The organism is Pseudochryseolinea flava (assembly GCF_003286915.1).
Taxonomy (GTDB): domain Bacteria; phylum Bacteroidota; class Bacteroidia; order Cytophagales; family Cyclobacteriaceae; genus Ohtaekwangia; species Ohtaekwangia flava.
In genome coordinates, this window is sequence record NZ_QMFY01000008.1 from 247015 (window position 1) to 272007 (window position 24993).

Sequence of the window (24993 nt, forward strand, 5' to 3'; positions counted from 1 at the left end):
TGGCGCTGGTTCTTGCAAATTCGTCCAAAAAGCGGCCTGACAAGGTGGCGTGTCTTCACGGAAACCTGACTCTGGATACGGTGTAGCTTCGGTCTGGTTACGGTGTCAGTATGGTATCCTATGGTCTAGTGGACGTCAGTAGCCAGGTGGCCAGAAGCCAGTAGCCTTTCCTAGCTTATTCTCCTGATAGTCAAAACAAAACTTTATCAAATTCTCATTTTTTATTAATTTTGCCCCCCTGTCTTCACAGGCAGGCTGTTCCGGAGGTACTGGGCAGGCAATCAACCAAATTTGTAGCAGTAAGCCCGGCTGTTGCATGTAAAAAGGGCGCCAAAAATGGCAAAATCACAAGCTCCTGCAGGAGGTAAAGGACCTCGTAAACCTGCAGATTCTAAAGGACCTGTAAAAGGACCGCAAAAAGCACAAGGATCTAAGTCAGATTCAGACGAAGAAGATCCATTGGCTGAGATCAAAAATCTCAACAAAGAAGAGATCGGTTCAGACGCAATTCCATTGTCTGAATTGAAAAAAGCAAAGTACGAAAAGCAGATCCCTGGCGAGTTCGACTTTGAAGCATTTGGTTCTAAAGGCTTCGGAGAAGGATACTCTAAAGACAAGCGCTCTGAAATGGAGAAACTTTACTCTGGCACTGTAACAACAGTAAACACAGGTGAAGTTGTTTCAGGTGTTGTTGTAGGTATCAACGATCGCGACGTGATCTTGAACATTGGATTCAAATCAGATGGTCTTGTACCATTGGCTGAATTCAAAGACATGACTAATCTTAAGATTGGTGATGTTGTTGATTTGTTCATCGAAGAGCGTGAAGACGCTATGGGACAACTCGTTCTCAGCCGCAGAAAAGCGAAGCTGGTAAAAGGATGGGAATATGTTCAGAAAGCTTTGGACAAAGACGAAGTTATCGAAGGTTTTGTAAAACGCAGAACAAAAGGTGGTCTTATCGTGGATGTATTCGGAATCGAGGCATTCTTGCCGGGTTCTCAGATCGACGTGAAGCCTATCCGCGATTTCGATATCTATGTTAACAAGAACATCGAAGTGAAAGTTGTGAAAATCAACTACACGAACGATAACGTAGTAGTATCGCATAAAGTCCTCATCGAGAAAGATCTCGAACAACAGAAGGCAGCGATCCTTACAAACCTCGAGAAAGGTCAAGTACTCGAAGGTGTGATCAAGAATATGACTAACTTCGGTGTGTTCATCGATCTTGGTGGTGTAGACGGATTGCTCCACATTACAGACATTTCATGGGGTCGTATCAACCATCCTGAAGAAGTTCTCAAGCTCGATCAAACTGTTAAAGTTGTTGTGCTTGACTTCGATGAAGACAAGAAGAGAATTTCTCTTGGTATGAAGCAACTTACTGCTCATCCTTGGGATTCACTTCCTGCTGATATCCAGGTTGGTTCTAAAGTTAAAGGCAAGATCGTTAACGTTGCTGATTATGGCGCGTTCCTCGAGCTTCAGCCTGGTGTTGAAGGCTTGATCCACGTAAGTGAGATGAGCTGGTCACAACACTTACGCAATCCACAAGACTTCATGAAAGTTGCAGATGAAGTTGAAGCTGTAGTATTGACACTCGATCGCGATGAGCGTAAGATGTCACTCGGCATCAAACAACTTACTGAAGATCCTTGGACACGTCAAGACGTCCTCAGCAAATACGCTGTTGGAACGAAACATAAAGGTATCGTTCGTAACCTTACAAACTTCGGTCTCTTCATCGAGCTTGAAGAAGGTATCGACGGACTTGTTCACGTATCAGACCTTAGCTGGACGAAGAAGATCAAACATCCTTCTGAGTTCGTAAAAGTAGGCGAGACGATGGAAGTACAAGTGCTTGAGCTCGATGCTGCTAACCGCAGACTTGCGCTTAGCCATAAGCACCTCGAAGAAAACCCTTGGGATACTTTCGAGACTGTATTTACAATCGGATCAGTTCACAAGGCAACCATCATCAACAAGAACGACAAAGGCGCTGTGCTTGAGTTACCTTACGGTATCGAAGGCTTCGTAGCAGCGAAGAACCTCGCGAAAGAAGATAATGGCAAAGCTGAAGTAGGTGAGTCACTTGATTTCAAAGTGTCTGAGTTCTCTAAAGATGACAGAAGAATCGTTCTTTCACACAAGGCGATGTGGTCTGCAGAAGAAGAGAAACCTGCAGCAGCAGCTGCGAACAAAGGCGGTGCAGGTAAGAAAGCACCTTCTAAAGGCAGCACGATCCAGTCTATTAACCAACAAAGTGAAAAATCTACGTTGGGAGATCTCGATGCACTTGCAGCATTGAGAGACAAGATGTCTGGCGGCGAGTCAAAATCAGAATAATTCGTTTTGATTTATATGAAAAGGTGGCCTAATAAGCCACCTTTTTCTTTTGTTGCCGTTGTAAACACAATTGATTTTTATAGTTTTGCACACTGTTTAAATGCCAGTCGGCGCATTTCTACACGAAGCTCGAAGCTAATATCTCGAAGCTTATTTAAAATGGTCTCGTGGCCGAGCGGCTAGGCAGAGCTCTGCAAAAGCTTGTACAGCGGTTCGAATCCGCTCGAGACCTCAAAGTCATCCGAAAGGATGACTTTTTTATTTGCAAGAAATTCGCGGTTCGTCCCGATAGCTATCGGGACCGCTTGAGACCTCAATTTTATTTGCAAGAAATTCGCGGTTCGTCCCGATAGCTATCGGGACCGCTCAAGACCTCAAGGAAAGTCAACTCAGGAATGGATTGACTTTTTTGTTTTAAGATCGGTTAAGGGATAGCTGCGAGCTTTGAGTTTCGAGCTGCGAGTTTTTAGAGGCTGCGAGGTTTGAGTTTCGAGCTGCGAGTTTTTTTTTTCGTGGCTGAGGGCTATGCGAGTACTCGTGGAAAAAGCTTGTGCAGTGGTTTCCCGATTGCTATCGGGACTTGAGACCTCGAGGAAGTCAACTCAGGAATGGGTTGACTTTTTTTGTTTTGAAATTGGATAAGGGATAGCTGCGAGGTTTGAGTTTCGCGCTGCGAGTTTTTTTGTTTTGTGCAAATGCTATGTCGCTGATTACTTACACAAGGCTGTACAGCTGCTGGAAGATTCAAAGATAGCCGCGAACTTTGAGTTTCGAGTTGCGAGTTTTATGGAGCGTGGCTAGCGCTTAGGCAGTCAGCGGAGTGGCGAAATGATTGATACAAAAACAGCTTTCATTTTTAATCAGGAGAAGTTCGAGATTAATATTTGAGGAATCGCGCGACACAAAGAAACTGCAATGGATTAGACACTTTCAACACAAGGGAAGTAGCATTCTGGAGGCTGCATTGCTGATCCTCAACATGTCAGGCATTAATATTTTAATATGTGTGACATACACTAAATGAAAAAGTTATGTTAAGATGGGCAATCATATTCGGAATCATCGCGCTTGTTGCTGCGATTTTTGGTTTTGGTGGTATTTCAGAAGGTGCTGAAAGTATTGCTAAGGTGCTGTTCTTTATTTTCCTTGTTGGGTTTGTTTTAGTCCTCATAGCAGGCAAAAGCATATTCAAGAATTGACGTTAATGCTCACTAACGAAGTCTCGATGTTGAGTTTATTCCGAGACTTCGTTTTTGAGATTTTTATTATTCTGGAGAAGGTATTCAAGATTTTTCCAGCGACTTTGCGAACGCCGAGAGAAAACGACGTTTCAATTAACACGTCGTCCCACGTGGGGTGTTAGCGCCTTGACAAAAGCATTTCTGAATAACCGGAAATCGCTGCCTTTACATTGAACGCAGGATATTAAGTTCACCATCGATAGGAACTGTCGTTCCGACCCTGCCGTGCGCTTATTCAGGAGAAGGTGAACTCCGCCTTTCCCAAACTTTGTTCATCGGGGTATCAGTTTTGTCCTGTATGGGTATCGCGCACTAACTCTGCTGGTCTGCGATGCATTATGTTGCACCCTATGCATTAAAAGATAAAAGGGCACAGAGCCCTTTTATCTTGAATATTTAATGTTTCCCTTGTTTTATTCCTCATTTTCGCCAGCGGCTTCCAAATTGACGGCAGTAACCGCTACTTCTGTTAATGTTAAATCGGCATTCTTTTCTTCCTCAAGCGTCAAATCCAAGATCGAAACAGCTTCTTCCAGCCCAAGTGTTTGTGCGAAACTGCGTAGCGTGCCATAGGATGCAATTTCATAATGTTCTACTTTTTGGGCAGCTGATATGATAGCAGCATCGCGCATTACACCTTCATCGGACTCTTCCATAAGTTCTTCAGCTTCTTTAATCAACCCAGCCATTGCTTCGCATTTTTTTGCACTTGGATCTTTACCAAGCAATTGAAAGACTTGTTCAACGCGAGAGATTTGCTCTTCGGTTTCCGCTAAATGATCTTCGAGGGCTTGAACCAGCTCTGCTGAAGTCGCTTTAGAAATCATTTTCGGTAGGGCGGAGGTTAATGCTTTTTCAGCCCAGTAAATATCTTTCAATTCTTCTTCAAACAGCTTTCCTAATTTGGATGACAGTTCTTCAGGGGATAGTGAGTTGTTTGCTTTCATAGTGATGTTTGATTATGTGTTGCTTCAGATAAGTTCGCACTTATCTAAATACTTTCTTATACAACACGGTGCCGTGTTGCAACGGGGACAAAAATTTAAAAAATGAGGCTTGCCAGTTACAAAGTCATCCCATGGAGTGGCATTTTATCTGCGAGCTATCGACGGAGCCAGCGAAAAGACAATGTTTAAATCCGTTCAAACATAGAATTGAAGCCTTGCTGTAGTACTTCATATGGACGATATCCCACCATCATAAGGCCTTCCGCTTTTGGGTGCGTTAATGTAAGGGTAGGATAGCGATCGATCTTGTAGTACAATGCTTGCTGAATATCACCGCGGAGTAACGACTTTGCGGCGCCTTTTTTCCAGTGAAGTTCAAAGTGCCCGAAATTGAAAAGAGATGGGTGTTGCTCTGCATACTCGCTCGCGACAGCGTGGATTACAGACTCCTTGGAAATGTTCAATCCCTTTTGCATAAGGGCCTGTTGTAGCCGGTGGAATAGTCCCACACCTGCTTGAGATGATTGAAGCGTTGCACATTTTACAGCAAGACATGCAGGAAGAGATGATGATGGTGGATCGGTCAACCAAATTTCACTAGCAACGCTAATCTTTGTTTCTTGCTCAATGTGCATCCAGAGCGGACCCATTTGTGCCGGACCTGAGATGCAGTTCATCGGATCTTCAAACTTATCCCAACTGGGTATCATGCCACACATGATGTAGTTCACATCGAGAAACGGGGCGAACCGCTCCTGTATTTGCTGCCAGGGTTTATTAAACGCCCATGACCAACAACAAAGTGGATCGGTGTAGTAATTCACTACGATCCGATCCGCTTCTGAAGAGATATTATTTTTTACCGCGTTTTGTTGCAGTTCTTTGTCTACGTTCACGCGTTCCACTTGATTTCGAATTTTCTTTTGCGTCGCCACTTAGTGCGTATTCACTCCATTGATTTTCACCTTCCGTCGTAGCTTCTTTAACTTCCTGACTTCGCTCTTCGCTGAGGTCTTTATTAATTTTGGCAATCAATGCTTCGGTTCGATCTGTCCCAGCAATTTCTTGGTCTATCAGTCCATTAGTTGCCTCAACATGGGCGATCGGATCTTCTATGAACTGCCATGTTTCACCAAGCTTCGAACTTTCACCTTCGTTCCAAGGTCCTTTAAAGCCAGCGCCTGTTGACATATTAAAATATGTGTTGCTATGACGTGGATCGGCCTGGAGAACACCTGGTGGAAAATTAGGTTGAATCGTCTCCAGCGCTGCTTCGAACATCTGAAAGTGTGCAACTTCCCGTGTCATCAAAAATTTCAAAGTCTCTTTTACATAAGGGTCGTCCGTAAACTTCATGAGGTACTCATATACAATTTTTGCGCGTGACTCAGCGCCCATATTGGAGCGAAGGTCCACGGTGAGGTCTCCGTTAGCGTTTACATATGTGCCACTCCACGGAATACCACGACTGTCCGTAAGAATTGGACCTCCTGCGCTTTCAAGCAAAAAGTGAGGGTTGCTCATAGCTTCATGGATAACATTCTCTTTTGCCGCTTTTCCACCCATGATCTGCATAATTTCTGATTCGTCCGCGGCGTCTTTTAGTTTTCCATTCACACCAGAGAGCAGCATTTGAATTGTTGCTCCAACAATTTCAAGGTGTGAGAATTCTTCCGTGGCAATGTCCATCAACATATCGTACTTATCTGGATAAGGCTCCTTGGCCCCGAAAGCTTGGATGAAATATTGCATTGCTGCTTTTAACTCGCCGTTAGGTCCGCCGAATTGTTGTAGCAAAAGGTTTGCAAAGCGGGGATCTGGTTTTGATACCCGCGCGTTAAATTGAAGATCTTTTACGTGATAGAACATAATGTTTTTTTGTTTACGTGAATACTTAATTAAGAACCCGTTTCGCTCATCGATGCATCCACGGGTTTAGATTCTGGGGAACCGTATTGACGAAGGAAAATTGATAATACGACTATTGAGATTACGGCGACAAATTCACTTTGCCAGTTTTGAAAGGACTCGAACCAAAATCGCGACGAACTCATGAATTGTCCGAAAGAACTTTGCGGGTCACCCTTCAACAGTTGCTCTTCGTTATAATTCTTAAAACTACCGCAAGCATGTAGTGCAAAACTCGATAAGAACAGAATGATAAACGCGAGAGATAAAGAATTGCGATAAATTGTCAACACAAACCCACCGCGTTTTACAGGCCATGGTGCGTCTTTTCGGTTTGGATCAGGCGCTCGATCAACTTCTTCTTTTTTGTCGAGGTCTTTAGATTCACTCGATCCTTTTTGACGAAGTGCAACGGTGAGCAAAACGTACATGCCCATTTGCAAGAATTCGCTTTCCCAGTTTTCGAATGTTGTTTGGAAAAAATGTCCTGATTGTAAGTAAGTAGACAGCGTCACAGCCATCGCGTTGTGTTCCTGCAATTCATCGTTATATTCCTTGTGACCTGTGTAAATCTGTCCAACGATGCAGATGAAAAAACAAATTGCGAGAACGATGGATAAGCTATTGCGATAAAAAAATGAGTGAGTGTTTTTCATGCGAGCATCGTGGTGTTCAAACGGTGATGTTTGAAAAGTATATGCCTTGTCGGTAATCCTGGGTTGCGCATCTAATGTCCCAGCTTACGCGAACACTACTATCGTTATTTTGCTACATCGGGGTACTTGTTGCCCATCATTTTCGCCGCTTGCATTCCAACAGTCAACCGATCTGCTGCGACCGTTTTTGCAACTTAACAGCTCGAGAAATGACTATCTTTTTCTTGCAAAATGGTGATGAGATATCTTAGTTAGAAAAAATCGTAACACTGTAATAATGCATTTTGACCAAGGAAATAATGAGATCAAAAGCTTTCGGTAAATTTCTAATACTCACACAAGGGCACGTACATTCTGCTTACCGCGATTTGGCCGTTGATAGATATTTGTTAATCCCGATCGGAATTACTTGGTCTCATTCGTATTTCTTTCTCGCGATTTTCGGCCCGCACTTCTGCTTGGTCCATCAACATCGATAGCATTCATCACCATCGATTTCTATTATGCGCTCTCTGACAGAATTTCGGATGTGTACTTGATAGATGGGTTCATTGAAATAATATTCTTAATTCTCTGGATAGTTTTTCTGCTCCTAACGATCACCGATCGTACCGCTACCGAGAAAACGCGTTATCGGCGGTAGGATCTCTATGGCTAGCTGAGTTTCTTTGGTCTAAAGATCAGTCGAAGCGTTGGATCATTCGTAATGAAACTGGTTAACCAGTTGACTGTTATTTTTACACGATTACGAAAGCCTACGAGGGGTATAATGTGAATGAAGAGCCACACTAGCCAAGCAAAGAAACCTTTTAAAAAGCCTTTCGGAAGGTCAACAACGGCCTTGTATTTGGAAATAATTGCCATGCTTCCTTTATCATTATACAAAAATGGCTTGAGTGATTTACCTTCAGACATTCTCTTTAAATTTTCTCCCACTAGCCTTCCTTGTTGTATAGCGACCTGAGCGAGTTGGGGATGACCATTGGGGAACCTTTTGTCTGTATGTTGCAAAGCTAGATCCCCTATAGCAAAAATGTTTGAATACTCTTTTACGCGATTGAATTCATCAACGAGTATACGCCGCCCTCGTCCGATTGTCTCAGGAGATAATCCTTTTACTTCTTTTCCAATGACGCCGGAACTCCAGATAACAGTGGCTGCTTTTATCTGTTTACCATTTGATAGTATTACTGTATCGTTCGCATAGTCTTTTACCAGCGCATTCAAAATAATTGTAACGCCGAGCTGTGCCAAGACGCGATGTGCTTCCATTTGCGCCTGGCTACTCATGGGGCCTAGTAATGTTGGTGCGCCGTCGATGAGATAGATATTGCCTGCGCGTGCAGAAACCTCTGGATAATCTTTCGAAGCAATGTTCTTAGCCATCTCGGCGAGCATGCCCGCCATTTCAACACCGGTAGGTCCACCACCTGCGATGACAATATTTGCAAAACGTTCCCGGTCATTCGGAGATGTTGCGCGGATCGAGCGTTCTATTGTAAGTAGTATATGGTTGCGTATGTTTAGTGCGTCATCAATTGTTTTCATTGGAAGGGCGGACTCGATGACATTTCTATTTCCAAAGAAATTGGTTTCCGTTCCCAGCGCGAGTACGAGATAGTCATATGATACCGATCCGTTGTCGGTGTGAATGACGTTAGCCGTGGGGTCGATTTTTTCCAATGAACCCATGAAAAACCTGACATGTTTTTTATCCTGAAACAGCTTTCGAAAAGGATAGCTGATGTTTGAAGGCTCAATAAATGCAGTGGACACTTGGTATAATAAAGGTGGAAAGAAATGATAGTTGTTGACGTCGACAAGAATGACTTCAAAACGATCATAGTTCCATATCTGCTTAACAAGGTTCAATCCTGCAAACCCGCCGCCTACAATCACAATTTTCTTCATGTCTATTCTGAGATTTTAAGAGTTATCTTAATTCACATACCAGCTTGAAAATGCGAGTGGATAGCTTTCAACAAATGGAATTCTGCTAAGCTGCCGGGCATCGTAAGTGGCCGTTATTCTTCATTCGATGAACTCCTCGGATTTTTGCTGGCATACAAATTTCAAGGCTCAATGCAAAACGGTTAGCATGTTATGGCCATCTCGGAACAATTCACGCAAAGAAAATCAAACGCTCGTTGCCCAAGGAGCGATGATGAGAGCTGACTATTAAAATTCCCCAGAGAATATTCTTGCAAGGAAGTGTTACTCCTTGCGTTAAGCGATCCAGACGATGATGACCAGGCTTACAAGTTGCAAGAAAGTTACAGGATGAATTACCACGAACTGCGCGACAAATGAAAATATCAATCTGGTACGCAATATTGCTTGTAAGCGTTTCCGTGGTGCTTCCTGGCTGTACAAAGGGAAATAAAGCTCAAGCCCGTGACAGCGCCAAAAGCGATATAACAGTATGCTCTTCTAGCAGTGAAGAAAAATAAACCATAACGCACGCTCGCGACGCGTCCAGGAGTCGCTTTAACAACTTCAAGACAGTACTGGTGTGCCATCGACACGCTTTGCTATTCAAAAGGCTGTATTAAAGCCACTGCCAAAATAGATTTACTACAAGTAGACGGCAGACATTCCTCGAACTTTTATGAAGATTATCACGACGAACATACATGGAATTCTCGATTATGCAGTTGCATTATTAATTATAGCATTACCGTTCCTGCTGAATTTTCCTGCAGGAAGTGCGGAGAAATGGGTTTTAATCGGTTCCGGAATAGCTACCATTTCTTACAGTTTAGTTACGCAATACGAACACAGTATTGCTGATGTTATACCGTTCTCATTTCATTTGATCCTGGATATATCATCTGCAATCTTATTAGCGACGTCACCATAGATTTTTATGTTTTATGATTCTGTTTTTCTACCTCATGTCATCATCGGGTTACTTGAAATCCTTGTAGTTCTTTTAACCAAAGGTTCAAAGCGCTCACGCACTAAGAAATTTCAACCGATGTCGCAATGGAAGTAAGATCTCAATCGCGAAACCGTCGCCGCGCAAAATTAGCGCGCGATTGTCGACGTTAACCGTGTGCCTGCAATGCTGAAAGCTTTGAGTTTCGAGCTACTAGTTTTTTTTCGTGGCCGAGGGGCAAGGTCTGGACTTTGAGTTTCGAGCTACGAGTTTTTGTCTCGTGGCTGCGCGGCTAGTCCGCCGGTGGATCTGCAAATGTTTGTATAGCAATTGACAAAGAGAAAAGCAAAGGAAGTTCTAGCGCTCCCATTTCATATCAAACTTTTGTGTATCGCATCAGAAATTCTGCAGTCTTGCTTTTTGTCGTGGTGATGATTTTCAATGGCGGACCTCCTGCCATTACGCTTCCGCCTTCGTCTCCTGCACCTGGACCGATATCAATCACCCAGTCGCTTTGCGCAATAACACTCATGTCGTGCTCTACTACAATGACGGAATTACCGGCGTTAACAAGTCTGTTCAGTTGGATGAGTAATTTCTGAACGTCATCAGGATGTAAGCCGGTGGTAGGTTCATCCAAAATATACAATGTATCACCGCGTTGGGTACGTTGAAGCTCCGTTGCTAGTTTTATGCGTTGGGCTTCACCACCGGAAAGTTCCGTCGCAGATTGTCCCAGTCGCAGGTAACCGAGACCAACTTCCCTGATGATTCCGAGTGCATGTTGAATATGTGTTTCCTCGTGAAAGAATTCCCACGCTTCATCCACCGTAAAGGCCAACACGTCTGCGATGTTCTTGTCTTTATATCGAACAGCTAAGGTCGCTGCATTGTACCGCGTTCCGTTACATACAGAGCATGGCATATAAACACTCGGTAAAAATAATAATTCGACCATCACAAAACCTTCTCCTTCACAATGTGGGCATCGGCCTTTGGCAACATTAAAAGAGAATTGTCCTGCATCGTATTTTTTCGACTTTGCCATTTTTGTCGCTGCAAAAATCTTTCGGATATGATCAAAGAGTCCTGTATATGTGGCCAGGTTAGAACGGGGTGTTCTTCCGATGGGTTTCTGATCGACTACAACCATTCTGCCGATGTTTTCGGCGCCGCTTATACTGCCACTGGTGGTAATGATTTCATCTGCTTCGAGGGGGTTAATTTCATCTGTCTCTTGTTGCAGCGGATGGCCGAAGTGAATAGACATGAGTTCTACCAAAGCCTGCCCCACGAGACTTGATTTTCCTGAACCCGATATTCCGGTAACACTGACAAATACACCCAATGGAAAATCGACATTTACTTTTGTGAGATTATTTCGTGAGATATTATGAAGCCTGAGCCACGCTGTAGCTTGCCGTGGTTCTTTTTTAAGCGGTGATGACGTTTCGAAGAGATAATGTTTTGTTTTTGAATTCGCTGCGTTCTTTAATCCTTCCGGAAGTCCGCTGTAAATTATTTCGCCGCCATGTTCTCCTGCTAGCGGACCAACATCCACAATCCAGTCCGCGTGTCTGATTACGTCAATTTCATGTTCGACTACAAAGAGCGAGTTACCAGCTTCTTTCAGTTTATCCAACGCGCGAAGCAATGCTTCTGTGTCTGCAGGATGAAGCCCAGCACTAGGCTCATCCAATACGTATACGACACCAAAAAGATTGGAGTGTATCTGTGTGGCCAAACGCAGGCGTTGTAATTCACCAGGCGATAGCGTAGGCGTGCTACGTTCCAATGTCAGATAGCCCAGGCCCAGATCGAGCAGTGCTTCCAGCCGCGACAGCAAGTCCTCGGCGATACGTTGTCTGACAATTTGTTTTTCGGAAAAGGACGGGTGCACCGGTTCTTTTGCGAGCGGTTCGAATAATCTATAAAGTTGCTTAATCGGAAAGCGACTTATTTCAGCGATGTCGTGACCTTCAAACTTTATCGAAAGCGATTCCTTGCGAAGTCGTTTGCCTTTGCAGGTAGGACAGATCGTGCTCAGCATAAACTTTGAAACACGTTTCTTCATCAGCTGACTTTGTGAAGTAGCGAAAGTGGTCATCACATATTTTCGAACGCCGGTGAATGTTCCCATGTAGCTGGGGGTCATCTTCGCTTTTATAGCTTGCTTTACTTCGCGTTGCGTGAAGCCTGCGTAGACGGGCACCACGGGTTGCTCCTCGGTGAACAGAATCCATTCACGATCTTTCTTTGGAATATCTTTCCAGGGCTTGTCGATGTCATATCCCATCGTGGTGAGGATGTCGCGAAGATTTTGTCCTTGCCATGCCGAGGGCCACGCGGCGACTGCTTTCTCGCGAATGCTTAGCGTGTCGTCTGGTACAGCAGACTTTTCTGTCACTTCATAAATCTTGCCTAATCCATGACATGTCGGGCACGCGCCTTCGGGCGTATTCGTGGAGAAGGATTCAGCGTAAAGTATCGGTTGATTTTTTGGATAATCTCCTGCTCGCGAATACAGCATCCGAAGCAGATGCGACAATGTTGTGACGCTACCAACAGAGGATCGCGTTGAGGTACCGCCCCGTTGTTGTTGCAACGCTACGGCTGGTGGTAATCCGGTAATCGAATCTACCTTGGGCACCGACATCTGATGAAACAATCGCCGGGCGTAAGGTGATACGGACTCCAGGTATCGTCGTTGCGCTTCAGCGTACAGTGTTCCGAAGGCCAGCGAAGATTTGCCCGATCCAGACACACCGGTGAAAACAACGAGTGCATCACGGGGAATTTTGAGATCAATATTCTTAAGATTGTGCTCGCGAGCACCTTTGATTGTTACAAAAACCTCTGTATCGTTTGCAAATGATTTGCTCATGCCCCATAGTACTAATATTCCATGCCCGCTGTAAAGATTGACAAACTGAGGCTGTCGATCAACGAGAGAATCCGATGCTGGCGACGTTGTACCATTTACCAGTCCATGATTACTTAAATTCAAAACTAGTGACCGAGGTGAATTTATCCTTGGCAATCGAGAAACCGGTAGTAGTCATCGATCTTGGTTGCCAACCTGTCGGCTAGATAGGGACTTCCTTCACGTAGTTCAGAAAGGATGAGTTTTGCTTCCTCAATGTACTCCTTTTTCTTGTCGTTGCTCCAGTAGTATGGCGGTGCATACAGATTGGTTATTCTGTCTGCCATTTTCACTGCCCAGATTTCTAGCGGCTGAATTTTTATACGTCGCAGACTGTCGATCATCTTGTCGTGTTTCCCTTCAATCTTCTGATCCTTCGTTAAAGCCAATACACCGTCTGCAACAGCGTTGCCGTATTTTTCTTTGATCTCTGCATACGTAAGATTAGTATCTTCGAGCGTGTCGTGCAGGAGCGCACATCTGATGGCCAGGGCTGTGTCCATCGCTTCAACCTGGGAAGCTGTGATGATCTCAAAAACAACACTGCCGATGTGATTGATGTATTCAATTTGTTCATCCTGAACTGTGCCGCCATATTTTTGTCCGCTGTGCTTTTGTGTGACAAGATGCCATAAATCTTGGAAGTCGTCTATTGATAAATTCTTTGTCATATGAATAGTGTACGAACTTCTGGTCTGTGAGTTGCCGATGATATACAAGGCGTGGCCAATAACGTTTTCCAAAGAAGAAAAACAAGCAATAGGATGGGTTGACTTATTTTGTTGTGGGAACCTTAAACGTTTAACTTATGAGCTTTGATCTGCGAGTGATATTCGAGGTAATCGAACGGTAGTGCCATTGCGAACAATAAAGACAGGTTATGATTGATGTTAACATGTAATCACCATTGTTGAATGATAATGCACACCTGGCTATCACGAAACGCGAACTCTTTTGCGCCCCAGGGCCGAAGGGTAACTTTATTGAGATTCGGATGTAAATACTCCGGAAACGATGAGCTTATATTTTTATAAACTTCGTCGATCGTGTTGGTGTGGAGTCTGAACTCTGGATTATGTTGTCTCGCAAGCTCTTCATGCTGAAAAAGATAGAACTGCAGTCCATTCTTTTCGATTACGCAAAAAGGATTCTCTGATTTCAATTCCTGATGTCCGATTTTAAATTCAAGACAATCAATAAATAATTTTAGTCCGTCGTTAATGTCGCGATAGTAGACATTAGGAACCAGCCTTACAAAATCCATATGATGTTTAAGTTAGGTTTAGGCGTAAACTTGTAACAAAGTTGCATCGGTTTGTTGGTATTTACAACGATTAATGCTGCAGCGAACACCTACATAGACTTAAGGTTCCACTCATTCCGTTCTCAGCGCGCGGACCGGATTGCGCCTGGCTGTTTTGATTGATAGAAATGATACGGTGAAAAGTGCAATCATGATCACGATAAGGGCAGCTAACGCGAACACCCACCACGCGATAGGCGTTTTGTACGCGAATGTACTAAGCCACTGATTCATGCTCCACCAACCTATCGGTGTTGCTATCGCGATAGCCAGGAAAACCAACTTTAAGAAATCGACGGACAACAGACGAATGATACTGGCTACGCTTGCTCCGAGCACTTTTCTAACGCCGATTTCTTTGGTCCTTTGTGTGGCGCTATGCATGGCGAGGCCAAACAACCCGAGACAGGAAACGATAATGGCGAGCGCCGAAAAGTATAAGACAATTGAGCCGGTATTCTGCTCTCGCTGATATTGATTTTGTAGCGCCTGGTCGAGGAACTGGAAGGAAACAGTCGTTTCTGATTCGTATTTTTTATACGCTCTCTCAATCGCAGCGGTTGCCTCACGAATACGATTGCCTCTGGCCCTTACAAGCATGGTGTTTACCCAGGATGATGGCCAGTGACGAAGTAGCATTGGTTCGATCAGGACATTCATAGATTGAAAATGAAAATCTTTAACCACACCAATAACGTATCCATCAACATCATGAAATTTAATTTTTTTGCCTATCGCCGACTGTGGACTATATCCCATGTGCTTGACTGCACTTTCGTTTAGGATGTAAGCAGAAATAGAATCGCTTGAAATGTCAGAATCAAAATTTCTTCCGGCTACTAGGTTGATATGCATGGTTGGTAAAAAGTCTTCATCAACGTTCATATGGGTGAGCAATATTTCGTCGTCTGTGGCCATTCCTTCCCACGCCGTCCTACCAGTAGAGCTTGTGTTTTCAATCATATTCGAGGATGTTACGGTTACACCTGCAATACTCGATTCGTTGAGAAGTTCATTTTTAAGTAGGCCAGCGCGTAAGCGTAGATCGTTTTTAAGCGTGACGTCGATCAGGTGATCCTTGTCAAAGCCAAGGTTTTTATTTTGAATAAAATGCAGCTGATTATAAATGACGATTGATCCGATGATGAGGATTACTGAAAATGTAAATTGAATAACGACAAGAGCCTGCCTGAAATTTTTTGCTGATCCCAATGATGCATATCCTTTCAATATTTTTGCAGGCTGGTACTTCGAAAGGTAAAACGCTGGGTACAGTCCCGCAATGATTGTTAATAGGAGAGTCGATCCGATTAAAACAATGATAAACGTACCATTACCTATTGATAACGTTAAACCTTTTCCTGAAAGCTCCTGTAAAAAAGGAACGAAGGTTTGTACTAAACACAGCGCTATTACCATAGCAAAAGTTGTCATGAGGAGTGTCTCGCTTAGGAACTGCCCCACAAGCTGTTTCTTTACGGCACCCACTACCTTTCGAACACCAACCTCCTTCGCGCGATGTACAGCTCGCGCCGTACAGAGATTGATGAAATTAAACATTCCGATGAGAAGAATAATTGCGCCTACGGCAACGAAGACTTTAATGTATAAAAAGCTACTGTGCTGCTCCAGTCTGTGTGAAAATCGAAATTAGAATGCAGATAGATATCCTCCACGGGTTGAAGGTGTAGCGATGTTTTCTTTTCCTTGTCAAAATTGTCGAGGTAGCGAAAAATAGATTTCTCCAATGCGGAAACATTTGCATTTGGGTCAAGTGTGATGTAGGTATGAAAATTATTGCTGTTCCATCCGAAGTTGCTGGACGATTTTTCCTCGTGCTTCATCGATAACAACGCCTCAAATTGCAGATGTGAATTTTCAGGAGGATTTCTGGCAATTGCAACAATAGTCAATGTCCTGTTCTGATTAAGGACTATCTCTTTGCCAATCACATTCTTATTTTTCCAGTCAGGTCCAAACATGGCAATAGCCATTTTTTCTGTGAGCACCACATCGTCAGGATTCAACAGGGCAGATGTAGTGTCGCCATAGAGCAAAGGGAAATTGAATATGGAGAAGAAGCCGTTGTCTGTAATGAGGATGCGCCCGGATTCAACTGACTTTTCATCCACTGAGAAAACCGGAGCTTGCCAATACATTCCGATGCGGCATGTTTGTTCAACCACAGGGAAATCATCTTTTAATTGTTTCGCCAGCACTCCTGGCGTTACAGCAACAGCATATAAGTCATCAGCCTGCTCTTGTACTTCGGTAACACGGTAGATATGGTTGCTTGAATGAAATCGATCATAACTCAGTTCGTGATGAATATAAATTCCGATTGTGATACAACAGGCAAGTCCGATCGCCAAACCACCGATGTTGATAATCGAATAAGATTTATTTCTAATGATTTGTCGAAGGGCAACGATGAAGTAATTTTTAATCATAGGAGGATTTTGTGAAGGTTAGCCAATCACCGTGCCGCGAATGAGTCGGCTTGTTTGTATGTATTCGCTTTCGTCTACTTCCAGGGTGTCCGATAGTGGCCTTCGTTGTTTCATCTGCGGACGATTTGAATCACATACCTTGAGGCCAATGCAATGTAATATCTTTTTTCGCTCAAAGAGAAAGTTGCGCGGCTCACCCACAGTCGTATGCGCAAACATCGGAGAAAAATCCCGGCCGCGTAACGACCGGGAAATCATTTCTTAGAACCGGCAACAAATTACTCTTTCACAAGCTTAATAATTTGGCGATGCGATGCCGTCGATATTTTTAATACATATAAACCGCTGCCGTCGATATCTTTTATTTCGTTAGCAATATTGCTCTGAATTGTAGCCTGGTGAACGGGCCTTCCCAGGGCATCAATAATTTGGAGTTGAACATTTTCTTGCGTCGGCGTTTGCACGTAGACAGTAACGTTGTCGCGGAAAGGATTTGGATAGGCAAGGGCCTCCATTTTCTCAACACTCTCCTCTCGGTAATCCGCACTGATATTTATCCTTGCACCAGGTGAGCCTATCGTTGTGAACATCCGTGTTTCACCCCAGGCATTTTCTAAGTTTGTTTTTACCCTGCTATAATATGTAGTACCAGGTTCGAATGGTGGGAAATGATACACCGTGCCGATACCTGTCAACGTCATTGCCGTGGCGGGAGCAAAGTTTTCATCTGTATTTAATTCGACAGTATACTCAGTTGCACGCAGTACTGTATTGAGCACGATCGTTTGGTCTAGCGGCACGTCGACTTTATGATTGAATGGTCCTTTAACAAAAGCATAATACGAAGGAGAAACTGTTGTAAAGGTTGTGGTTTTTCCATAGAACGGTGAGATGTCTGTTTTCACGCGCGCATAGTATGTGGTGTTGTACGCGAGTGAATCGAATGCCAATGTTTGTCCACCCGAATTTGTCTTTACATCGATGCTGAAATCATTTGATGGACTGAGTTCTATGGTATACTTCGAAACACCGGGAGCAAATTTCGAAACGACGTTCAGTTTTATTTTTCTATCCAATGCGCCATCGTTTGGTGAGGTCACATACACGTTTGGTGTTTTGGGAATAACGAGAATTTGTGTCATCTCCGGACGTTTGCCAGAGGCATCATTAAAGTTAACGGAAGCCCCCACGCTACGCAGTGCTGGGTCATACCAAAACATCGTTCCACCCAAGTAACTACCTCCAGCGAACGCAGTTCCATAAAGCTTTCCATTGTAGGGCGTTAACGTGGTCGATGCGCCTGTTCCTGTCAGGTTATGGTCGAAGCGCATCTCGATTGTATACGTGTTCGTAATATGGTTCCATGAATACAGAACGTGACCCGATGCGGTTCCATAAAACTTCCCGTTAAAAAATGTCATTGCTCCGGAAGGCTGACCACCTGTTGCGTGCACAAAATCATACTTGCGCACGTAGATGTTCGTCGTTGGATTCCATTCGAAAATAGCACCTTGTCCATTGGTTCCGCCTTGATGGGCAACACCATAAAATTTGCCGTCGACGTATGTCATGGGGGATGAGCCACTTGCTCCGCTACCAGTGGTTAAATCTACGCGCTTCTGTATGGTTGCTGTTTGTGGATCGAATATGAAGATGGTTCCACCGTTCCTCGATCCGCCGCGGTAGGTTGTGCCGTAAAACTTTCCTTCTACCAACACGGGTGTAGAGAAACTTTGGCACCCAGTCGTTCCACAATCGAAATCTGTTTTCGCGTATGTGTGAGTTTTAATGTCGTAGCTAAAAATTACGCCATCATGTTTAGCGCCGCCGTATTCGGTTACACCGTATAATTTTCCATTGTAGTAAACCAAAGTGCCTCTTGGACTAGCACCTTGCGCTGTAGTGAAATCATAAAGCTTTGTGTAGACTTTAGTTACTGGGTCGAACTCGAAAAGCACGCCTTTGTTTGCTGATCCGCCTTCGTTGGTCATGCCATACAGTTTGTCTTCTGCCAAGGTTAATGGGCCAAGAGGACGATTACCATTAGGTGCTGCGTTAAAGTTGATCTTTTTTCTGTATACGTTAGTGGCAGGATTCCATTCGAAGATCACACCTGCAGAACCGTCTCCTCCGAAGGTAGTGACACCGTAAAATTTGCCATCCTTAAAAGCCAATTTCCCAGCCGGCGAAGAAATTCCTTTGTTGTTGAAATTCAACTTTAGTTGGAACGTATTTGTCTCGGGGGCCCATTCAAAAATTCCACCTTGGTCTGTGAAAAGATACCCGTATACTTTTCCATTCCACACCGCTACGTCGTGTACTGGAATACAAACACCATCGATGCAAGCTGGTGTGATCGTCTTACTAAAGGTGGACGTTGACGGATCCCACTCAAACACGGTGCCGGTACCCAACGACCCTTGGCGATACGTGCCGTAGAATTTTCCATTGCTCAATGTCAACTGTCGCGTAGACTCAGTTACACCTGCTGGAAATGAACTTAGGCGCGTGTACACATTGGATACAGGGTCCCAGGAGAAAATGACGCCCGTGTTATTTTCTCCTCCGCGCGTCGTTAACCCGTAAAAGATTCCGTTGTACAATGTCATCGCGCCTTTCGCTTCGTAGCCATTCGTTGTAGTTAAGTCTATCTTTTTTGTGACGACGTTGGATAGCGGATCCCATTGGAAAATAGCGCCACGATTTTGCGCGCCGCCGCTTGAAGTAGTGCTATAAAAATTTCCGTTAAAAAGCTGCATGCTCCCAAACGGGTTACGACCAGTATAAAAATTCAATTCTGCTTTTTTGATCATCGTTTTTGTAACGAGATCGAATTCAAAAATAACGCCGCCATTACCTACTCCGCCAGCCGAGGTTGTCCCAAACAACTTGCCGTTAAAGAAGGTGAGTGCGGTTGTGGAATTCAATCCATTAGCGCCGTTGGCATCGCCAAACTGGTAGAGCGTCGTATACGCATTGGTTACTGGATTCCATTCGAAGAGCGCGCCCATTCCATTCTTTCCACCGTGGGGTGTCATCCCATAGAACTTTCCATTTGCTTCTGTCAACTCGCCAGCGTCGAGGTATGCCCCCGGATAAGGAGTTGTAAAATGGTGATCAACTGTCCATTGTTTAGTGAACTCATCATAGTGTCCGATGGTGCCGAGATCATGGGTGCCTCCTGACGAGAGTGCAGTCCATAACGTTTGCGCAATAGTCGTGTTAACAAAGAGCAGCATCGCCATGCAGCAAAGTAGTATGAGGCGGCGAACATTTTTTTGCAACACGAAAAACGAGGAGGGGGTAGTTTTTTTCATACGATTAAAGATTAAGATTAACGACAGTGAAAACAGTAACGAGTATCTCAAAAAGAATTTGGTGCAGCACAAAGGCCCGATTCATCAACGGCACATGTCAACCACTTGCGGGTAGAATTTACGATGGCGTGTCTTTACTGTTGTCGCCGATACTAACACAACCGCAAGAAAGAAAGGACACTTCACAAGTGCGCCTTCTGTTTCAAGTGAGCCAACGGCATCCAGAGCCAATTAGGGCTTACAGGGTATCACTTAACATTCGCAAGGGCAGGCTAAATTGAGTGTATTGGGCGTGGGAAGCAAGAGGAAAAACCCTTGGTACGCTTAATCTTTTTAAGCGTTTTCTATCAAGCGAAGTGTCGCAGGTCGTTTTAAGATGGGTATCGCCATTCGCATGTAATTTTGAATGACCTTACTTTGGATACATTAATTTATCAGCACATGACGCTAATGGTTTATTCCGTTTGCAATTCCAGCAACGAAACCAATCATCATTGATAGTAAAATATAAGAGATCGGAATCAACATGCTTCTTATTAGAAGGGCCTTCTTGGAATAACCTGATTTGGAGAAAAATTGGCTGTAGAACCAGATACTGTAAATGATTGCAATGCCACCGTTTAATCCAAAATAGATAATGGTTAAAACCGTAATGTTCGTGTAGAAAATGGTGAGTATAACGAAAGCTAAACCTAAAAGAAGTTCTGCCACTGTCTTATAAGCGTTCAGAACCAAATGTTCGGAGTAGTTGAATGCAGCTTTACGGAACCAGATAAAACTAAACAACGAGTACACGGGAATAGCAATCAACAATACTATCTTAGGGTATTTTGCGGTAAAGATTTCAAAGCTATTCATCGCTGCTTTTCCTGCTTCTGGCATCAGGTCACTCACTTTGACATGTGCATAGGGTGCAAGCAAATTCGATATAGCCAAAATCAATACAATGAGCGTGATGAAATTAAAGTAGGGTACCCTCTTTCCTTTTACATAATCTCGAATACTATGCCCTGGACGTTTGAATAAAGCTTTTATTGTGTATAGAATTCCCTTGTCAACGTGCCATACACCATGAATCACATCGTGCTCCACAAAATGCTTGATTGAATAGCGATGTGTGCTAGCTTTCTGTCCGCAGGCGGAGCAGTAATGTCCCAGTAGTGGGCTACCACAATTCAGGCAGTTTGTATGTTCACTGTGCATCATAAATCAGCTTAGAATACACCATTCGTTTTTGTTACAAATGTCAGTGCTATAATATTTTCCGCCACTACACTTTAGTGTAAATTAGTTGCCCTATGATCGAAAAGAATATAAAGTCAACGCTGCTCACCAAAAACGATATAGGCCAAGTGTCTGACGATGACCGTTCACGTCAGCATGATTACCTAGAAGCTGTACGTGCCTTTGCTCGTCTTACCTACGAGAGCGTCTACGTCATTGATTATGAGAAAATGACGTTCGAGTATGTTTCAGATAATCCCATATTCCTCGCCGGGCATACTTCCAAAGAAGTGATGGACATGGGATATCAGTTCTACTTCAAAAACGTGCCTGAAGCGGAGATCGAACTATTGAATCAAATCAATGAAAAGGGCTTTGACTTTTTTAAAGAGATTCCTACACAAGAGAGAAAGTGCTACAGCATTACGTACGATTTTCATTTGATCAATAAGGATGGAAGGCACATGCTGATTAACCATAAACTTACACCGTTGTTTCTCACCAGTGAGGGAAAGATGTGGAAGGCAATGTGTATTGTATCGATGTCGCGTCACCAGCATGCTGGTCATGTTTCGATTCACAAACAAGGCACCGATGAGGTATGGCAATTGGATATGAGAAGGAATTTATGGTGCAAATCTGAAAAACCAAAACTCAATAAAAGAGAGATTGAGATACTACACTTATATGCGCGAGGCTTAACGATTAACCAGATTGCGGAAGAAATCTTCGTTACCCCCGATACTGTTAAGTACTACCGCCGGCGTATCTTCGAAAGGTTGGGTGTTAGTAACACCGTAGAGGCTCTTTCTTTCGCGATACACAATAAGATCATTTAATAAGCAAGATTCGATGTAATAGGCGTTAAAAGCCGCAGGTTTCTTTTTGACAGTCCATAAGATCGCGAATAGGCAAACGTACCGTCGTTTATTCTTCCGCCACCCGGTATTGCAAAATAAATGTTTTATATGTTCTTTTGTCTGAACATACTCAAACAGACGAAAAGTGAATTCTTTCAAAGTAAATCATACCAGTCCAATTCCGTTGCATTTACAGGTTGAGGATTTGCTAAGAAAACTTTTGGAAGAGCCTCAGTTTAAGAGCGGTGCCTTTTTACCCAAGGAGGTGGAGCTTTCTAAAAAACTTGGTGTTTCTCGTAATACTGTCAGGCAAGCCACAAACAAACTTGAGTACGAGGGATTGATCACACGTAAGAAAGGTGTGGGTACCAAAGTTTCGGGTAAAGAAATCAGTACCAGTCTTACCGAGTGGCATAGTTTCACCCAGGAGATGAGTTCTAAGGGAATACCTTTTACAAATCTCGACATACATGTTGAATGGGTGATACCGGATGAGCATATCGCCAACTTTCTGAATATTCGCCAGAAAACGAAAGTGTTAAAACTCTGTCGTTTAAAAGGTGCGAAGGAACCGTTCGTATATTTTGAAAGCTTTTTTTCGCCACGCATTGGCTTGACAGGGAAGGAAGATTTTAACCGCCCGCTCTATGATATCTTAGAGCAAGATTATCACTCGACGCCTGCAATCTCTAAAGAGAAAATCAAGGCGGACCTCGCGGGTGATTTAGCGAAGTTACTTCACGTTAAGAAATCAGATCCTGTTCTTGTGAGGGAACGTTTCGTTTCAGATCCAGGGAACCGACCGCTGGAATACAATATCGGATATTACAGATCTGATAAGTTCACATATTCAATTGACATAAAAAAATAACGCCATGTATACAATAGGTGCAGACGTAGGCGGTAGTCACATATCCACTTGTTTGTTCGAACATTCCAACAAAGTATTGATGCCGGAGAGTTTGGTCGTAAAGAAGGTAGATCGTAACGCTTCGAAAGAAGACATCGTCTCCGACTGGGCCGCTGCCATTAAATTGACTGCGAAGAATGTTGGCGGAAATATCAGTGGTATAGGATTGGCCGTGCCAGGGCCATTCGACTATTATAACGGCATATCCTTGATCAAGGGGGTAGATAAATTTGAATCGCTATACAACGTCAACATTCGCGAAGCACTTGCCGAGGCGCTTGACATCGCTCCCAAATCCATCCGGTTCATCAATGATGCCAGTGCATTTACGATTGCAGAAACTTCCCTCGGCGAAGCTCGAAACTTCGACCGCTGTGTCGGCATAACGCTCGGTACAGGATTCGGATCGAGTTTTACGGAGTTCGGTAAACCTGTTTTGAAGAGCGAAGACGTACCAGTAGGAGGGTTTCTTTATGATAAGCTACATCACGGACAATTAGCAGATGAAATATTTTCTACGCGAGGAATAATTCAATCGTATTTCGATCGATCAGAGAAACGGTGTGATTCTGTTCAGCAAATCGCGCTACATGCTGAGAACGATCTTGAAGCAAGAGAAACTTTTTCTGAGTTTGGAAAGGAACTCGGACTTTTTTTATTGCCCTACCTGCAAACGTTTGAGGCTAAAGTTGTCGTGCTTGGCGGAAACATCTGCAGAGCTTATCACCTCTTTAAAGACACACTTCAATTGTCGTTGAGCGATTATAAAGTTTATGTTTCATCATATGGTGAGAAGGCCGCAATGATTGGCGCGGCGCGGTTATTAGACGACCAGTACTACAGCCAAATTGAAGAAACACTAAAAGATATGTAAACGCCTATGAAAATTTCAGTTTCAAAATTACTGCCGGTGCTGATCAGTTACTTCGTAATGGGTTTTGTTGACATCGTCGGCGTTTCAACTGGCTATGCGAAAAGAGATTTTGGTTTGTCTCCAGTAATGACGCAAGTGCTGCCCTCTATGGTTTTTATTTGGTTTTTTATTCTTTCTCTTCCTTGTAGCATAATGCAATCAAGGTTTGGCAAGAAGCGAATATTAACGGCTGGCATCATGTTGACAGCGCTAGGCATGTTCTTGCCATTCATTCACTACTCTTATCCCTTGTTGCTACTCTCGTTTGTATTCATCGGCGTTGGAAATACAATCATTCAGGTTTCTTCGAATCCTTTGCTTCGCGATGTAACCGATCCAGATAAGTTTTCAAGCTTTATAAGCTTGTCTCAGTTTATCAAGGCAATTAGCTCGCTCTTAGGACCAATTCTTGTTACCGTTGCTGTGACGTCTTGGGGAGATTGGAAAAATATTTTATTGGTATATGGATTTGTCTCTGTCTTAACAGCCTTATGGTTAGCGTTAACGTCGATCGAGGAAACCAAACCGCGAGAAGCTGCGACGTTTATGAACTCATTACGCTTGTTGAAGAATCCTTTGATCACAACCATGGTGTTGGCCATCTTTGCGTTGGTAGGGATTGATGTCGGGTTAAATACTAACATTCAGTATTTGCTATCATCGAAGTTTAACATGGATCTGGAAGCTGCCTCACTCGGGATTAGTGTATACTTTTTTTCTTTGATGGCGAGCAGATTTATTGGCGCAATCATTCTTTCTAGAATTGATAACTTAAAGTTTTTCGTAGCAACATCTCTTCTGACCATTGTTTTTCTTGGTCTGTTAGTCGTAGCGTCTTCTCCCACGATTGCTTTTATCTTCATTGGTTTAACCGGACTTGTCTCCGGTAATTTATTTGCGCTGATATTTTCACTTACGATTCAAAAGTTGCCGGATAAATCAAACGAGATTTCTGGCCTGATGATCATGGCGGTAGTAGGTGGCGCGATCGTTCCGCCATTGATTGGTTATAGTCAAAACTTTGTTAGTGCGGCTACCAGTTTGCTCATTCTCGTGCTATGCGCCGGCTACATTTATGTGTCAAGTATGATTTACAAACGATTCTAAACCATCA

General features: G+C 43.6%; 19 protein-coding genes and 1 tRNA gene. 8 read left to right on the forward strand and 12 right to left on the reverse strand.

The window, feature by feature from the left end; genetic code table 11:
• The first annotated feature begins 336 nt into the window (after positions 1-336).
• The 3 genes from rpsA to DQQ10_RS16635 all read left to right on the forward strand — a co-directional run bounded on the left by rpsA (position 337) and on the right by DQQ10_RS16635 (position 3548).
• Entirely contained in the window at positions 337-2349 is a 2013-nt protein-coding gene (gene rpsA / locus DQQ10_RS16625; protein WP_245970444.1) for a 30S ribosomal protein S1, read from the forward strand.
• 161 nt (positions 2350-2510) lie between these two features.
• Positions 2511-2581: transfer RNA gene (locus DQQ10_RS16630), tRNA-Cys, on the forward strand.
• 799 nt (positions 2582-3380) lie between these two features.
• Entirely contained in the window at positions 3381-3548 is a 168-nt protein-coding gene (locus DQQ10_RS16635) for a DUF1328 domain-containing protein (RefSeq protein ID WP_112748013.1), read from the forward strand.
• A 455-nt stretch (positions 3549-4003) separates the two neighbouring features.
• On the opposite strand, the gene DQQ10_RS16640 is transcribed toward DQQ10_RS16635, so the two are convergent.
• The 5 genes from DQQ10_RS16640 to DQQ10_RS16660 form a co-directional block, all read right to left on the reverse strand.
• Positions 4004-4537: a YciE/YciF ferroxidase family protein gene (locus DQQ10_RS16640; RefSeq protein WP_112748014.1), complete on the reverse strand. Its 534-nt coding sequence runs from the start codon at positions 4535-4537 to the stop codon at positions 4004-4006.
• A gap of 185 nt (positions 4538-4722) precedes the next feature.
• Positions 4723-5442 carry a DsbA family protein gene (locus DQQ10_RS16645; protein ID WP_165823967.1) on the reverse strand — a complete coding sequence of 240 codons (720 nt, stop codon included), beginning with the start codon at positions 5440-5442 and terminating at the stop codon, positions 4723-4725.
• Positions 5390-6406, reverse strand: a complete 1017-nt coding sequence (locus tag DQQ10_RS16650; RefSeq protein WP_112748016.1) for a manganese catalase family protein — start codon at positions 6404-6406, stop codon at positions 5390-5392. The genes DQQ10_RS16645 and DQQ10_RS16650 overlap by 53 nt, the downstream gene beginning before the upstream one ends.
• 29 nt (positions 6407-6435) lie before the next feature.
• The gene (locus DQQ10_RS16655) at positions 6436-7101 is read right to left on the reverse strand and encodes a DUF6766 family protein (protein WP_185147037.1); all 666 of its coding nucleotides are present in this window, start codon (positions 7099-7101) and stop codon (positions 6436-6438) included.
• A gap of 654 nt (positions 7102-7755) precedes the next feature.
• Entirely contained in the window at positions 7756-9012 is a 1257-nt protein-coding gene (locus DQQ10_RS16660) for an NAD(P)/FAD-dependent oxidoreductase (protein WP_112748017.1), read from the reverse strand.
• Between the two features lie 697 nt (positions 9013-9709).
• Here DQQ10_RS16660 and DQQ10_RS16665 point away from each other — a divergent pair.
• A complete protein-coding gene (locus DQQ10_RS16665; protein WP_112748018.1) occupies positions 9710-9961 on the forward strand; it encodes a hypothetical protein in 252 nt (83 codons plus the stop codon).
• A 394-nt stretch (positions 9962-10355) separates the two neighbouring features.
• On the opposite strand, the gene uvrA is transcribed toward DQQ10_RS16665, so the two are convergent.
• From uvrA to DQQ10_RS16705, 7 genes are all read right to left on the reverse strand, one after another.
• Positions 10356-12863 carry an excinuclease ABC subunit UvrA gene (gene uvrA, locus DQQ10_RS16670; protein WP_112748019.1) on the reverse strand — a complete coding sequence of 836 codons (2508 nt, stop codon included), beginning with the start codon at positions 12861-12863 and terminating at the stop codon, positions 10356-10358.
• 143 nt (positions 12864-13006) lie between these two features.
• Complete coding sequence (locus DQQ10_RS16675; protein WP_112748020.1) at positions 13007-13573, reverse strand: HD domain-containing protein; 567 nt, start codon at positions 13571-13573, stop codon at positions 13007-13009.
• Positions 13574-13803: 230 nt separating this feature from the next.
• A complete protein-coding gene (locus tag DQQ10_RS16680) occupies positions 13804-14166 on the reverse strand; it encodes a VOC family protein (protein ID WP_112748021.1) in 363 nt (120 codons plus the stop codon).
• A gap of 111 nt (positions 14167-14277) precedes the next feature.
• A complete protein-coding gene (locus DQQ10_RS16685; RefSeq protein WP_112748022.1) occupies positions 14278-15765 on the reverse strand; it encodes an FtsX-like permease family protein in 1488 nt (495 codons plus the stop codon).
• A 23-nt stretch (positions 15766-15788) separates the two neighbouring features.
• On the reverse strand, positions 15789-16655 hold the full coding sequence (locus DQQ10_RS16690) for an ABC transporter permease (RefSeq protein WP_112748023.1): 867 nt from the start codon (positions 16653-16655) through the stop codon (positions 15789-15791).
• A gap of 278 nt (positions 16656-16933) precedes the next feature.
• Positions 16934-19972 (reverse strand): choice-of-anchor tandem repeat GloVer-containing protein, encoded by a 3039-nt coding sequence (locus tag DQQ10_RS16700; protein WP_112748025.1) that lies wholly within the window; start codon positions 19970-19972, stop codon positions 16934-16936.
• Positions 19973-20419: 447 nt separating this feature from the next.
• On the reverse strand, positions 20420-21178 hold the full coding sequence (locus tag DQQ10_RS16705) for a DUF3667 domain-containing protein (protein ID WP_221409749.1): 759 nt from the start codon (positions 21176-21178) through the stop codon (positions 20420-20422).
• A 92-nt stretch (positions 21179-21270) separates the two neighbouring features.
• Between DQQ10_RS16705 and DQQ10_RS16710 the strand changes: the two genes are divergently transcribed.
• The 4 genes from DQQ10_RS16710 (at position 21271) to DQQ10_RS16725 (ending at position 24986) form a co-directional block, all read left to right on the forward strand.
• The gene (locus DQQ10_RS16710; RefSeq protein WP_112748026.1) at positions 21271-22035 is read left to right on the forward strand and encodes a response regulator transcription factor; all 765 of its coding nucleotides are present in this window, start codon (positions 21271-21273) and stop codon (positions 22033-22035) included.
• 166 nt (positions 22036-22201) lie between these two features.
• Positions 22202-22927 carry a GntR family transcriptional regulator gene (locus DQQ10_RS16715; protein WP_112748027.1) on the forward strand — a complete coding sequence of 242 codons (726 nt, stop codon included), beginning with the start codon at positions 22202-22204 and terminating at the stop codon, positions 22925-22927.
• A gap of 4 nt (positions 22928-22931) precedes the next feature.
• Positions 22932-23840, forward strand: a complete 909-nt coding sequence (locus DQQ10_RS16720) for an ROK family protein (RefSeq protein ID WP_112748028.1) — start codon at positions 22932-22934, stop codon at positions 23838-23840.
• A gap of 6 nt (positions 23841-23846) precedes the next feature.
• A complete protein-coding gene (locus tag DQQ10_RS16725) occupies positions 23847-24986 on the forward strand; it encodes an MFS transporter (protein ID WP_112748029.1) in 1140 nt (379 codons plus the stop codon).
• Positions 24987-24993: the final 7 nt, after the last annotated feature.

Coding starts and splice junctions, on each gene's coding strand:
- DQQ10_RS16700 (WP_112748025.1), bottom strand. CDS start 19,972: ATGAAAAAAACTACCCCCTCCTCGTTTTTCGTGTTGCAAAAAAATGTT.
- DQQ10_RS16650 (WP_112748016.1), bottom strand. CDS start 6,406: ATGTTCTATCACGTAAAAGATCTTCAATTTAACGCGCGGGTATCAAAA.
- DQQ10_RS16635 (WP_112748013.1), top strand. CDS start 3,381: ATGTTAAGATGGGCAATCATATTCGGAATCATCGCGCTTGTTGCTGCG.
- DQQ10_RS16725 (WP_112748029.1), top strand. CDS start 23,847: ATGAAAATTTCAGTTTCAAAATTACTGCCGGTGCTGATCAGTTACTTC.
- uvrA (WP_112748019.1), bottom strand. CDS start 12,863: ATGAGCAAATCATTTGCAAACGATACAGAGGTTTTTGTAACAATCAAA.
- DQQ10_RS16690 (WP_112748023.1), bottom strand. CDS start 16,655: ATGATTAAAAATTACTTCATCGTTGCCCTTCGACAAATCATTAGAAAT.
- DQQ10_RS16685 (WP_112748022.1), bottom strand. CDS start 15,765: ATGTTTAATTTCATCAATCTCTGTACGGCGCGAGCTGTACATCGCGCG.
- DQQ10_RS16705 (WP_221409749.1), bottom strand. CDS start 21,178: ATGATGCACAGTGAACATACAAACTGCCTGAATTGTGGTAGCCCACTA.
- DQQ10_RS16710 (WP_112748026.1), top strand. CDS start 21,271: ATGATCGAAAAGAATATAAAGTCAACGCTGCTCACCAAAAACGATATA.
- rpsA (WP_245970444.1), top strand. CDS start 337: ATGGCAAAATCACAAGCTCCTGCAGGAGGTAAAGGACCTCGTAAACCT.
- DQQ10_RS16680 (WP_112748021.1), bottom strand. CDS start 14,166: ATGGATTTTGTAAGGCTGGTTCCTAATGTCTACTATCGCGACATTAAC.
- DQQ10_RS16720 (WP_112748028.1), top strand. CDS start 22,932: ATGTATACAATAGGTGCAGACGTAGGCGGTAGTCACATATCCACTTGT.
- DQQ10_RS16655 (WP_185147037.1), bottom strand. CDS start 7,101: ATGAAAAACACTCACTCATTTTTTTATCGCAATAGCTTATCCATCGTT.
- DQQ10_RS16640 (WP_112748014.1), bottom strand. CDS start 4,537: ATGAAAGCAAACAACTCACTATCCCCTGAAGAACTGTCATCCAAATTA.
- DQQ10_RS16660 (WP_112748017.1), bottom strand. CDS start 9,012: ATGAAGAAAATTGTGATTGTAGGCGGCGGGTTTGCAGGATTGAACCTT.
- DQQ10_RS16665 (WP_112748018.1), top strand. CDS start 9,710: ATGAAGATTATCACGACGAACATACATGGAATTCTCGATTATGCAGTT.
- DQQ10_RS16675 (WP_112748020.1), bottom strand. CDS start 13,573: ATGACAAAGAATTTATCAATAGACGACTTCCAAGATTTATGGCATCTT.